Raw genomic sequence first — 12,521 nt, forward strand, 5'->3', positions numbered from 1 at the left:
GCCGGTCTAGTCCCTCTCCGGTTCGCCCAACCCGCGGGCCGCCAAAGCATCACCGGTTTGGCGCGCATACGCAACAGTGGTGATGAAGACAGGGAGCACCAGTGCGCGGGGATTGCGTTCAAGCCCGCGTGCCCGCGCTGAGTCCCTTACGTCAGTGAAGGCGCCGGCTATGAAGGGAATGCTCCTGAGCATCACTGCGATGGTCAAAGCGAATCGTTCAGGATCGGCACCGAAACGCCGGAACGGTTTTGCCAACGCCACCACGCCGTCCAGAAGATCCTGCACGGGAGTAGTCGCGGTGAGGACCGAAGCTGCCACTACGCAGACCAGCACATTGAACACGATGCGTGCCGCGGTGGGCCCGCCCAGTTGCCACCATTGGAAGAGACCGATGACCAGCAGGATAGGAGCCACCAACCAAATGGCCTTCAGGAGGCGGCGGAAGCCTGCCCCCGTCAGCATGAATAAGCCACACATGACGGCGAAGACCACCAGCGACACGGCCCAGTCCACAATAAGGAAGGACGCCGCTCCGCAGGCCGCTACAACCAGAAATTTCAGCCACAGGGGAGTGCGGTGGATGATCGAGTTCCCTCGCACGTAGTTGGCTATAAGGAAGCCATGCCCCCTCATCTCGGCACATCACCCACGCCGGCACCGGGCAGGGCAGCCGCGCAAAGTTCGCGGTACCGGGCGACGCCGTCTGCAGCACCGCCGTCGAACACGATACGCCCGGCCTCAACTACCAGCACCCTGTCCATGTCCAAGGCCAGGTCGAGATCATGCGTGGACATGATGACTTGTTGATCCAGGCCAGCGACTGTGCGGCGCAGCAGTTCGCGGTTTCGAAGATCCAGGAGGGTGGATGGTTCGTCGAGAACCAGGACGGTGGGATCCACCGCAAGGACTGCGGCCAAGGCCAGTAGCTGCCTTTCACCACCGGACAGTTCATAGATGCTTTGATCGGCCAGATGCAGCAGGCCGAAGCGATCCAGCACTGCTTCTGCCCGCGCCGCCCGCTCCTTAGAGTTCTTGACGGAGCGGCGCAACGAGAGCTCAACATCTTCCCGCCCGGTAGGCATCACCAACTGTGACAGGGGATCGGTAAAGACGAAACCCACATTGCCCCGGACACGGCGGACATCGGCAAGAGTGTCATCTCCGTGGACTACCACTGTGCCTTCGCTCGGTTCAACCAAGCCATTCACGAGCCGCAGCAGCGTGGACTTTCCGGAGCCGTTGGCGCCGATGACTCCAATCCTGCGTTCTGCGAGGTCCAGGGAAAAATTTTGCAGCAGGGTTTTGGGGGTGTCGCTGCCATCGACTGCGACACGCACCGAAACCCTGCTGAAACTGATGGAATTCATGGAGTGATTGTTCCCGCTTACTTGACCCGGCGTACCAAGACATCCGGGAAGGCTTTGTGGATTGCCACGGCGATGATCACGGCCAGGACGTTCTTAATGATATCGCCGGGGACGAAAGGGAGGTCTGCGAGGAAGGCCTTGGTGAAATCCAACTTGGCATTGACCATCATGCCCAGGACGCCGAGGGCGTGAATAACCACGATGCTGCTCACCATGGTCGCTGCGAAGAGCCACAGTGCACGGAACTTGACTGTCCTGCGGATGACCACCGATGTTAGGTAACCGGTCGCGGCTGCCGCCAGCGGGAACGCGATGATGTAACCGGCGGAGGGCGTGGCGAGGATACCCAAACCGCTGCGCCCGCCGCTGAAGATCGGCAGACCGGCGAAGCCGAGCAACACGTAAAGCCCGACGGCGGCGAAACCGCGCCCGGCTCCGAGCACCAGTCCACTGAGCATCACCGTCAACGTCACCAAAGTGATGGGAACCCCAAGGGCTCCTACCGGAATGCCCGGGACAATTGCCGATGCCGCTACGAGGGCAGCGAAAACTGCGATGAGGCCCAGGTCTGTGGCGGTCCAGCGTTTTCGGGAGGACGCGGTTCGCTGCAGTGTGGCAGCGGAAGTGGAAGAGTTGGTCTGGCTCATGACGGTCCTATCGGGTGTAATGCGATGCGATGGATGTTTTTGTTTCCCCTGTTGTCGAGAGTACGGAGGGAACGGAATCGGGATTTTGGAGTCTTTCCACAACACTGACCCGGAATTCTTTGGCCGTCAGCACAGTTTCCTCCTGGGAGGACCGATGTCAGGCAGCGGCCTAGGTACCGGTAGACTTGAACAGGCTGTTCTCACGGCCGCCCCCGCCGCACTTATCGGACCCACCGGTCCCCGCGAGCGTTCCCCATTGAAAGGCATCACCCGAATTGATTACCGTCCAGGACCTCGAACTCCGCGCCGGCGCACGCCTGCTCATGGACCAGGTCAACTTCAGGGTGGACAAAGGGGACAAGATTGGACTCGTCGGACGTAACGGTGCCGGCAAGACCACACTCACCCGGGTCCTCGCCGGCGAAGGGCTCCCCGCCGGGGGTAAAGTCACCCGCAGCGGTGAGATCGGCTACCTTCCACAGGATCCGCGGACTCCGGACATGGAACAGCTCGCCCGTGACCGCATCCTTTCGGCCCGCGGCCTGGATGTGGTGGTGGGCAAGCTGAAGAAGGCCCACGAGGATATGGCAAGCGATGACGCGGCGGTCCAGCGTAAAGCCATGAATCGCTATGACCGCCTGGAGGCTGAGTTTCTCTCGGGCGGTGGCTACGCAGCGGAAGCTGAAGCTGCTGCGATCTCCTCCAACCTTGCGTTGCCGGATCGCCTCCTCAACCAGCCACTCAAGACCCTTTCCGGTGGCCAGCGCCGCCGTGTGGAGTTGGCGCGCATCCTGTACTCCGATGCGGAGACCCTGCTCCTCGACGAACCCACCAACCACCTTGACGCCGACTCCATCACCTGGCTGCGTGACTTCCTGAAGAACCACCAGGGTGGCTTGATCGTGATCAGTCACGACACCGACCTGCTCGAGGCGACGGTGAACAAGGTCTTCCTCCTGGACGCCAACCGCGCCCAGATCGATTACTACAACATGGACTGGAAGCGCTACTTGCTCCAGCGCGAAACGGATGAACGCGCCCGGAAGCGTGAACGCGCCAACGCCGAAAAGAAGGCGCAGGTCCTGATCGACCAGGCCAACAAGATGCGCGCCAAGGCAACCAAGGCCGTCGCTGCCCAAAACATGGCCAAGCGAGCAGAGCGGCTCCTGAGCGGCTTGGAGGCAGTGCGCGAAAACGACCGCGTGGCAGCTCTGCGGTTCCCGGATCCGTCTCCTTGCGGCAAGACCCCCTTGACTGCGGAGGGATTGAGCAAGTCCTACGGTTCGCTGGAGATTTTCACGGACGTGGACCTGGCAATCGATCGCGGTTCCAAGGTGGTCATCCTTGGACTCAACGGTGCGGGCAAGACCACTCTTCTGCGCATGCTGGCCGGCGTCGATAAGCCTGACACCGGCGACATCATCCCCGGACACGGCCTCAAGGTGGGCTACTACGCCCAGGAGCATGAGACCCTCGACGTCGACCGAACGGTCCTGGAAAACATGCGGTCTTCAGCTCCGGACATGAAGGATGCCGAAGTCCGAGGCATCCTGGGCTCGTTCCTGTTCTCCGGCGACGACGTGGACAAGCCCGCCGGCGTCCTCTCCGGCGGTGAGAAGACACGCCTGGCCCTGGCGACCATTGTTGCCTCCAGCGCCAACGTGCTGCTCCTCGATGAGCCCACCAACAACCTGGACCCGGCCAGCCGCGCAGAGATCCTGGGTGCGCTCAAGAACTACAGTGGCGCCGTCGTCATGGTCAGCCACGACGAAGGTGCCGTGTCAGCGCTGAACCCGGAACGTGTTGTCCTGCTTCCGGACGGTGTTGAAGACCACTGGAACGAGGACTACCTGGACTTGATCACGCTGGCGTAAGCCCTGGTTGCGTTCGGCTGCGCGCGTGTTGCGTCCGCTGCGTCGCGTCTGGTTGCGTTCCGCTGCGCGGCGTGCTCGATCTGCCGCGTGCTCGCTCGTTCCTCGCTTAGACGCACGCTACGCAGATCAACCTCGTCGCTTCGCTCGCGGTGGGGTCACCCCCGCAGGCTGATGCAGCTAGCGGACCCGGAGTTCTTCAGCGTCGGTGATGCGCGCTAGTTCTTCGTAGCTGATGGAGAACATGGAGTTGTGGTCTCCGGCTCCTGCCCAGAGAAGTGGGTGTTCTTGGAGCGAGGTGTCCAGGATGGTGCGGAGTTTCCTGGGGTGGCCTACGGGCGCTACTCCGCCTACTTCCTGGCCTGTGTGTTCCAGCACGAAGTCGGGTTTTGCGCGGCGGATTTTGCCGGCCCCCAGCTTCTCCGCCACAAGCCCCGTGTCCACCTTCGCCGCACCGCTTGCGAGGATGAGCAGCGGCTCGCCATCAAGTTCGAAGACCAGGCTGTTGGTGATTGCCGCGACTTCACATTCCAACACAGCAGCAGCGGCGGCAGCTGTAGGGACCTTTTCCTCGAATGTCCGGACGGTGTCCTCGGCGCCGGCGGCAGTCAAAGCGGACCGGACATTGAGCACCGGATCGTGAACCGGATCAGTAACCCTGAGCATCAAGGATGGCGTCTTCCTCTTCTTCGGACGTGGGTCGCTTGTTTTTCCGGGGAGCGGGGGCACGCTTCCTGGGCGTGCCACCCGCGGCCATGATCTGCTCGTCCTCTTCGTCTTCGGCATCAATGGCGGCGTTCCGGGCCTGTTGCCGTGCAGCGTATCCAAAGCCGATGAACATCAGGACGCCGAAGGCGAACCATTGCAGTGAGTAGGAGAGGTGCGTCCCTTCCTCAGTGGCCGGCTTGGGGAAAGGCGTGGGCATCGGCCGCACTGCAGGAGATTCACTGGCCAACTGCCCGTAAGCACCTGTTGCGATTGGATAAGGGAGTTCCTCGGCAAAGCTTGCGAGGTCAATCGAAGCCAGCTGACCGTCAACCGCGCCACGATCCAGCTTGGGTTCGGCAGGCTTGAGACGGGCCACCACAGTTACTTCACCAGTGGGTGGAGCAGGGATCACGTCAGGCCGGCCTGGTGTGTTGTTGCCGATGGGTAGCCAGCCGCGGTCGATCACGACTGCTTCGCCTGTAGTCAGCCGGAATGGAACCACGACGTCGTAGCCTGGCTGGCCGTTAAGCGGCCGGTTGCGCACAACCCGCTGCCCGTCGAGGTCATAACTGCCCCGTAACTCAACCTGCGTCCATTCCCGTTCAGGGTCCAGGGAGTCGAACTCGTCCTTGATCTGAGCGTAGGGGATGGGGGTGGCCGAGTAGTTACTCACCACCCGATTGATTTCTGCCAACGTCTCAGCCCGGCGGTCCATCTGCCATCGCCCCAGGAAGACACAGGCTGTGGCGAAAATAACAGCCAGCACGAAGTACCCCAGCCACTTGCTGGAGAAGAGAAAACGGTACATTCAGCCAGCCTCATTCGCTGTTGCTTCACTGGCCTTGAACGGCAGTGTTTCCTTCCAGAGGCCACGCGTCTGCAGGTAATCCTCCAGCCAGTCCCGGTGTTCGCCGCACGAAAGCCACACCTTACGGCGATCCGGCGTGTGAATGCGCGGGTTGTTCCACAGGAGCTGCCACTCTGCGCCGGCGCGGCAACCTTTGCGGGAGCACGTTGCCGTAGCCGTGGCGCGTCCGGACTCCCCGCTGGCCGCACCCGGGCCGCCGAGGTTGAAGATATTCATGAAGCCGCCCGTTCGTCGCCGGACTGTCCGGCATCGCTTGAATGGCCCGTGGCCGGGCCTCCTGATGTGCCAGGTGTTTCGTCATCCACCAGTTCACCTTGGAGCACGGTTGGGGCGTCCACGGGAGCTTCTTCAGGCTCGGGGGAACGTTCCAATTCAGGGACGGCGACGTAGTCCAACAAGGACTCGCTATGGTCCTCGGCCTTGTCATTGCCATTGGCTATGACTACCGCAATCCACGGCAGGAAGACGGCGCCCACAATGGCAATGATCTTGAACCAGCCATCGACCACAAAAATGAGGATGATACAGACCATGCGAATACCCATGGCTACCGCGTACTTGACCATGCGATCACGCATGTCTTCGGAGTGGGCAGCAGCGGCGTCTGTGATGCTGTGGACTTCGGGGGCACCGGAAAAAGCGTCCGGTTCCCCGGGCACTTGCTGCAGGGGACTGTTTTCTCGTGTCACAACTGAATCATCACGCTCCAAAGGCCTTCATCAATTCTCTCACCAAGGACGTACTCGCCCAAACCACACTGATGACCGGTTACCCGCCGGTTGCAGCGCCCGCCAGATAGGATCAACTCAGAAAATCCCTCTCTCATAGCGGCCTGGCAAATGCCGCGGAACCTGGAGCAAACCCATGTCTGAAGCAGTAACCACCGGCCGCAGCGTCCTGATCACCGGCGGCAACCGGGGCATCGGCCTCGCCATTGCCAAATCTTTCCTTGCCAATGGAGACAAGGTGGCTGTCACCTACCGCAGTGAATCAGAATTGCCTGAGGGCATCCTGGGGGTGAAGGCCGACGTCACGGACGAGGCGTCGATTGACGCTGCGTTCAAGATTGTCGAAGAGGCGCATGGCCCTGTGGAGGTACTGGTTGCCAACGCGGGCATTACCAAGGACACGCTGCTGCTGCGCATGAGCGAGGACGACTTTACGTCAGTCCTGGACACCAATCTCACCGGCGCCTTCCGTGTCATCAAGCGGGCCTCCAAAGGCATGATCCGGTTGCGGAAAGGCCGCGTTGTCCTCATCTCGTCGGTTTCCGGTCTCTATGGCGCCCCCGGCCAGATCAACTACTCCGCTTCCAAGGCAGGCATGGTGGGCATTGCACGCTCGCTGACGCGCGAACTCGGCAGCCGCGGCATTACGGCCAACGTTGTTGCACCCGGGTTCATCAACACAGATATGACTGCTGAATTGCCGGAGGAAACGCAGAAGTCCTATTTGGCCAACGTTCCCGCCGGACGCTTCGCTGAAGCTTCCGAGGTAGCAAACGTGGTGCGCTGGGTTGCCAGTGACGAGGCCGCGTACATCTCCGGAGCCGTGATTCCTGTGGATGGCGGCCTGGGGATGGGCCACTAGGCAACTAGCCCGCACATAAGTTTTTGTTCGAGGGCAACAACGGATTTCTCCCGTGCCGCTGGCATGATGGAACCCGAGCCCACCGAATTTGGATGAAGTGAACAAAAGGAGCACGAATGGGAATGCTGGATAACAAGACCGCGATCGTCACAGGGTCCTCCCGCGGAATTGGCGCCGAAGTTGCCAAGATCCTCGCAGGTGAGGGCGCCGCCGTCGTGGTCAACTACCGCCAGAAGGCGCCTCGCGCCAACAAGGTAGTGGCCGGGATCCAGGCTGCAGGTGGACGTGCCGCCGCCGTCGGCGCAGACCTCACTACCGATGAAGGAGTTCACGCACTGGCCAGCACCGCGATGGAAGAGTTCGGCTCCCTCGATATCCTGGTCCTCAATGCCTCCGGCGGTATGGAATCCGGCATGGAGGAGGGGTACGCACTCAAGCTGAACCGCGATGCCCAGGTCAACATGCTCAATGCGGCTGTTCCCCTCATGCCCGAGGGATCTCGCGTGGTATTCGTCACCAGCCACCAGGCGCACTTTGTGGAGACCGTGCCCACTATGCCCGAGTATGAGCCTGTGGCAAAGAGCAAGCGCGCCGGTGAGGATGCCCTGCGCGCCCTCCTGCCCAACCTTGCGGACAAGGGCATCTCACTGGTGGTTGTGTCCGGCGATATGATCGAGGGCACCGTGACTGCCACGTTGCTTGATCGCTCCAACCCGGGCGCTATCGAAGCGCGCCGCGCGGAAGCCGGCAAGCTCTACTCCGTGGAGGAGTTCGCAGCCGAGGTGGCAAAGATGGTGACCGCCGACGTCGAATCCGGCCACACTGAATATGTGGGCGGCGCCGACTACTTCGACAAAACGTCAGAGTAGCCTTCGCACACCACTCCAGCAGAGGCCCGGGACATGTGTCCCGGGCCTCTGCTGCTTAAACACGCCTTGGCGTGTGAACAATAACGATTCCAACAATTATTTTGATTTTCGCGTCACGAAATGCGCTTTATTGTTTTAGGGCAATCGCTTTGCAATATGGGATTTGATCTGATTGACTCTCAAAGGCGCCCTCGCCCTTGGTTATCAACGGGCCGCACAACCCCGGGTTGGGAGTTTAGATACACTCAGCAACCTCATGCAGCATGTGGAAGCTACTCGGTTGACTCACAGGGCGATTATTGTCCCCTTGCATTAGGAGCTTTCGTTGGACCTGTTATTGCACGCCGATAATATTCATGCATCATACGATCAGCGGCGAATCCTCAAAGGCGTTGCACTTTCGGTACGACGAGGCGAGATCCTGGGTTTGATCGGAACCAACGGTGCGGGAAAAACCACGCTGATGGGCGTACTGGCCGGCTTGCATCAACACGACGCCGGGCTGATGACGCTGGCGGGAGAAAAGTATGGGCCGGAATCCCTTGATGAAGCGCAAGCCTGCGGAGTCGGCCTCATCCCGCAGAACTTCAGGATCGACCCCCAGCTAACCATCGCACAAGCCATCTTTCGCGGTACGTTCCAGGCAGACAGGCCCCACGAGGAACTCCGTGAGCAAGCAAGCCAGCTGATCGGTGACATCGGCGTCAGCCTGGATCCGGACACCAAAGCTGGATCCCTCATCCGTGCTGAGCAAGCCCTGGTTGAAGTCCTGAGGATGGTCGCCGAAGAAGCCCAGCTCGTCATCATGGACGAGGTTGCTGCATCGCTTCCGGACCATGACGTCGCCGTGCTCCATCAGGTTCTGCGCATGCTCGTCCGGCAAGGACGGGCCATCATTTACATCACCCATCGCCTGGACGAGGTCCGATCCATTGCCCACCGCATAGCCGTACTCAGGGAAGGCCGGGTGCACAAAATCCTGGAGGCCAGCCATACCGACGTCGACGAACTGGCCTTCCTGTTGCTTCAGCACGAACTGGAAGGCAGCGCCAGGCCCAGCGACCCCGCCGAGGTTGATGAAGTCCTGCGGGTAGTGTCCCTCAGCGTGGGGGACAGGGTTCGGGACATTACCTTCAGTGTGGGCAGGGGCGAGATTCTTGGCTTGGCAGGAACGCATCGTTCCGGCGTCTACGAGTTGGTCGAAGCGCTGGCGGGCGTCCGCCCCGGCACCTCAGGCCACCTGCTCATGCATGGACAAGCAGTGCAGATACGGTCGGTCGAGGATGCCATGCGGTTGAAGATCGGATACTTGTCCGATGCCCTCGACGCTGACCAGGCCACGGGAACCATAGTGGCAGGCCTTCAGCGAGGCGTGGAAGGGGGAGAAACGAGCCTTCGGGATGAGATCACGCAGCTTCGTGGGGTTGCGGAAGTCATTCAACGCATGCGCATCAGCACCACCAACATCCACGGAAACATCAGTACGCTTTCGGGCGGCGACCGCCAGAAAGTGCAGCTTGCCAAGTGGATGACCACAGGCTGCGACCTCTTGATCCTTAGCCATCCGAGCCGCGGAATCGACATCGGCGCCAAGGAAGCGGTCTACCAGATGCTCAACGAGCTCAGCCAAACAGGCGTGGCCATTATTCTCCTGTCCTCGGACCTGTCCGAACTGATCAGCTGGTGCCACCGGGTGGGTGTCATGCGAGACGGCGAACTCGTGACCATCGAGGCCAATGCCAACACCAACGAAGATGTGCTGGTGCACCATATGTTGGGCGTGAAATTTGAATCAGGCAGCAGCGAGGCCCGGCGCGCGAGAATTTGACGCGTTGGATCCCTGCCACGGCAATAGGGGCGGTGACGCATGATGCGCCACCGCCCCTAGTGACTTTCCTCGAAAGATCAGATGGTGATGTCCTTGGCGAGGTTTTTGAGCTTGTGCCGGGCAAGCGCCAGGTTCGCATAGGTCCTGTCAAGCACAAGGTAGACGAACAGCCCCTTGGAGCCGCTCGAGTTCAGTACGTTGATGAGGTGGTACTGCGTTCCCAAGGTAATAAGAATGTCTTCGATGTCGCTGTCAAGGCTTAGGTCGGCCATGGTACGCAACTTGGCGCTCACCACGTTGGAGTTGCCGGCTGCTGCAACTCCGAGGTCAAAACCGGGGCTTCCGCCCTGGGCCAAGGCCATGCCGCTGGAGTAGTCCACCACGGCAGCACCAGTTGATCCTTCGATGGCCAGCAGTTGCTTTATGGCTTCGTCCAGTGTGCTCATATCCGGTAGTTCCTGTTCTGTTGAGTAATCGGGAGTTTCTGTGAAGTCGGCAAACCGGCTTGCGTCGTCGTCATCAAGATCCAAGTGGAGGATCTCAAGCAAGGGTGACAAGGGACCTTCCGCGCCATCTTGTTCATGGGCGTTGGATTGGTAGCCTTCGCCGCGTTTCCACCATTTCCATGTGCGCTCTGAACGGCCCACTTCCTACCCTCGAATTTCGTCATTCCGGTCAACCGCTGATAATGCGGAGATATTGATAAGAATCTCCACTTTACACAATTAAGGGGCATCGGAGACTGAAATACGCCCTCGGCTACCATCGAGGGTATTCCGTCACCAGAAAGAATGACAATTGTATAAATTGTTTCTGTTTCTGCGTCACGAAATTGGTTTTACTGTTTCAGATCGGGTCTTTACGTTTTGAGCGTCGATAACGGGCACGCAGATACGTCAAAGCACCGGCGGGATAACCGCGCCGGTGCTTTGCGAGGGGACTGGAGAGGGGCTCGGGGAAAATGCGCCCCTGCAATCACACGTTGGCTATGTGCCGCACGGCGTCCAAATACGGCATGGTGATCACGGCGTCTGCCACCGCGCGAACAGCAGGTTTGGCATTGAAAGCAACTCCAATGCCGGCAGCACTGAGCATGTCAAGGTCATTGGCACCGTCGCCCACTGCGATGGTGTGCTCACGGCTGATGCCCTCAGCAGCCGCCCACTCGCGCAAGTACTTTTCCTTGGCGGCCCGATCGATCACCGCGCCCAGCACCTTACCGGTCAACGCGCCGTCGACGATTTCAAGCTCGTTGGCGATCCAATGGTCCAAGCCGAGTTCATCAGCGATCGGACCCAGGATCTGGTTGAATCCTCCGGACACCACCGCCACCACGTGGCCCGCCTTCTTGAAAGCCGCCACAAGTTCTGCAGCACCAAGGCTGAGGCGCACCTCTTGGCGAACAGAATCGACGACGGCGGCCGGCAGGCCTGCGAGGACGGCAACGCGGGCGTGGAGGCTCTGGGCAAAGTCCAACTCGCCGCGCATTGCGGCTTCGGTGACGGCAGCGACTTCCTCGCGTTTGCCAGCGTGCGCTGCCAGCAGTTCAATGACCTCTTGCTGGATCAGCGTGGAATCAACATCCATGATCAAGAGCTTTCGGGCGGCTTGGCGCAACGATTCAGGCACGATGGCAGTATCCACCCCTGCTTCTGCGGCCTCTGCCACCAGCCGACGCATGGTGCGCAGTTCCACATCCGTGTCCCCGCCCACCAAGAGAGCGGCCGTGTGCACTCCAAAGCGCTCGTCTCCACCCTGTGATTCCGATGACACTGCCGCGCCGGCATCGGCCAGCGTCTTCCGCACATTGTCGAGGGATTCGGGGGACAAGTTCACGCCATAGCTGACTGCAGCCAAGTTCGAAGTCATGGCCCCAATCCTACTGAGGGCGTTGCACGCGCCCGAATTCGTTTCGCCACACAGAGCCTGCTTCACTGCCGGTTATCAGTCATATGGATTTTTGTCCTAGTGTCTACTGCTATGAGTGATGTTCTGGAATTGGCTTCCGTCAGCGTTGTCCGAGGCAAGAAGACCCTGCTGGACAAGGTTGACTGGCAGGTCAACGAAGGCGAACGCTGGGTCATCCTGGGACCCAATGGAGCCGGCAAGACCACCCTCCTCCAGATTGCTGCCGCCCGCCTGCACCCAAGCAGCGGCAGGGCCGGAATCCTTGACGAAACCCTGGGCCGCGTGGACGTCTTTGAACTGCGACCCCGGATCGGACTTTCCTCCGCCGCTCTTGCCACCCAGATTCCCGAACACGAGAACGTTCTCAACGTTGTGGTGACCGCTGCCTACGGAGTTACCGGCCGCTGGCGCGAGGGCTATGAGCGCGACGACGAACGCCGCGCCTTTGCCCTGCTCAACGACTGGGGGATGGGTCCTCTCCTGAACCGGACGTTCGCCACCCTGTCCGAGGGTGAGCGCAAACGTGTCCAGATTGCCCGCGCACTGATGACGGACCCCGAACTGCTTCTGCTGGACGAGCCCGCGGCCGGCCTTGATCTCGGGGGACGCGAAGAACTGGTCCACAAGTTGGGCGAACTCGCCAGTGACGAAGCAGCTCCGGCCATGGTCCTTGTCACCCACCACCTTGAGGAAGTGCCGCCAGGGTTCACTCACGCCATGCTGCTGCGCGAAGGCGGAGTGGTAGCTGCTGGTCCCATCAAGGAAGTACTTACCGACGAGCACCTCAGCAACACCTTCGGCCTGGCCTTGGATGTTTCGGAGAACGCCGGCCGCTACACGGCTACTGCCCGGCGCTAGAGGAGTT

14 protein-coding genes are annotated in these 12,521 nt (G+C 60.6%); 5 read left to right on the plus strand and 9 right to left on the minus strand.

All coding sequences use genetic code 11. The features are described 5' to 3' along the window. Positions 1-6 precede the first annotated feature (6 nt). The 3 genes from LDN70_RS10860 to LDN70_RS10870 are packed head-to-tail and all read right to left on the minus strand — an operon-like array spanning position 7 to position 2,014. Positions 7-633: an energy-coupling factor transporter transmembrane component T family protein gene (locus LDN70_RS10860; RefSeq protein WP_142939217.1), complete on the minus strand. Its 627-nt coding sequence runs from the start codon at positions 631-633 to the stop codon at positions 7-9. Next, positions 630-1,367, minus strand: coding sequence for an energy-coupling factor ABC transporter ATP-binding protein (locus LDN70_RS10865; protein ID WP_142939216.1), 738 nt, complete (start codon positions 1,365-1,367; stop codon positions 630-632). Before LDN70_RS10865 ends, LDN70_RS10860 begins: the two co-directional genes overlap by 4 nt. 17 nt (positions 1,368-1,384) lie before the next feature. Next, positions 1,385-2,014, minus strand: coding sequence for a biotin transporter BioY (locus LDN70_RS10870; RefSeq protein ID WP_166840752.1), 630 nt, complete (start codon positions 2,012-2,014; stop codon positions 1,385-1,387). A 275-nt stretch (positions 2,015-2,289) separates the two neighbouring features. On the opposite strand from LDN70_RS10870, the gene LDN70_RS10875 reads away from it, so the two are divergent. Then, on the plus strand, positions 2,290-3,888 hold the full coding sequence (locus LDN70_RS10875) for an ABC-F family ATP-binding cassette domain-containing protein (protein WP_062068715.1): 1,599 nt from the start codon (positions 2,290-2,292) through the stop codon (positions 3,886-3,888). 177 nt (positions 3,889-4,065) lie between these two features. Here the strand turns inward: LDN70_RS10875 and LDN70_RS10880 are convergent, their stop codons facing one another. Genes LDN70_RS10880 through LDN70_RS10895 form a run of 4 tightly spaced genes read right to left on the minus strand, consistent with a single transcriptional unit; the run spans position 4,066 to position 6,171 of the window. Next, positions 4,066-4,551 (minus strand): YbaK/EbsC family protein, encoded by a 486-nt coding sequence (locus tag LDN70_RS10880; protein WP_223940314.1) that lies wholly within the window; start codon positions 4,549-4,551, stop codon positions 4,066-4,068. After that, a complete protein-coding gene (locus tag LDN70_RS10885; protein WP_142939213.1) occupies positions 4,535-5,401 on the minus strand; it encodes an SURF1 family cytochrome oxidase biogenesis protein in 867 nt (288 codons plus the stop codon). Before LDN70_RS10885 ends, LDN70_RS10880 begins: the two co-directional genes overlap by 17 nt. Then, a complete protein-coding gene (locus LDN70_RS10890; RefSeq protein ID WP_142939212.1) occupies positions 5,402-5,677 on the minus strand; it encodes a hypothetical protein in 276 nt (91 codons plus the stop codon). After that, entirely contained in the window at positions 5,674-6,171 is a 498-nt protein-coding gene (locus LDN70_RS10895; RefSeq protein WP_223940315.1) for a DUF3099 domain-containing protein, read from the minus strand. Before LDN70_RS10895 ends, LDN70_RS10890 begins: the two co-directional genes overlap by 4 nt. Before the next feature lie 154 nt (positions 6,172-6,325). Here LDN70_RS10895 and LDN70_RS10900 point away from each other — a divergent pair, with 154 nt between their 5' ends. From LDN70_RS10900 to LDN70_RS10910, 3 genes are all read left to right on the plus strand, one after another. Continuing rightward, positions 6,326-7,051, plus strand: coding sequence for a beta-ketoacyl-ACP reductase (locus LDN70_RS10900; RefSeq protein WP_142939210.1), 726 nt, complete (start codon positions 6,326-6,328; stop codon positions 7,049-7,051). Positions 7,052-7,167: 116 nt separating this feature from the next. Next, complete coding sequence (locus LDN70_RS10905) at positions 7,168-7,920, plus strand: SDR family oxidoreductase (RefSeq protein ID WP_142939209.1); 753 nt, start codon at positions 7,168-7,170, stop codon at positions 7,918-7,920. A gap of 325 nt (positions 7,921-8,245) precedes the next feature. After that, positions 8,246-9,748, plus strand: a complete 1,503-nt coding sequence (locus tag LDN70_RS10910; protein WP_223940316.1) for a sugar ABC transporter ATP-binding protein — start codon at positions 8,246-8,248, stop codon at positions 9,746-9,748. A gap of 77 nt (positions 9,749-9,825) precedes the next feature. Here LDN70_RS10910 and LDN70_RS10915 read toward each other — a convergent pair whose 3' ends face one another. Then, complete coding sequence (locus tag LDN70_RS10915; protein ID WP_223940317.1) at positions 9,826-10,395, minus strand: hypothetical protein; 570 nt, start codon at positions 10,393-10,395, stop codon at positions 9,826-9,828. A 328-nt stretch (positions 10,396-10,723) separates the two neighbouring features. Further along, positions 10,724-11,617, minus strand: a complete 894-nt coding sequence (gene serB / locus LDN70_RS10920; protein ID WP_223940318.1) for a phosphoserine phosphatase SerB — start codon at positions 11,615-11,617, stop codon at positions 10,724-10,726. Between the two features lie 111 nt (positions 11,618-11,728). Between serB and LDN70_RS10925 the strand changes: the two genes are divergently transcribed. Next, a complete protein-coding gene (locus LDN70_RS10925) occupies positions 11,729-12,514 on the plus strand; it encodes an ABC transporter ATP-binding protein (protein WP_142939207.1) in 786 nt (261 codons plus the stop codon). Positions 12,515-12,521: the final 7 nt, after the last annotated feature.

It is taken from the genome of Arthrobacter sp. StoSoilB22, from assembly GCF_019977315.1.
In the GTDB taxonomy this organism is placed as follows: domain Bacteria; phylum Actinomycetota; class Actinomycetes; order Actinomycetales; family Micrococcaceae; genus Arthrobacter.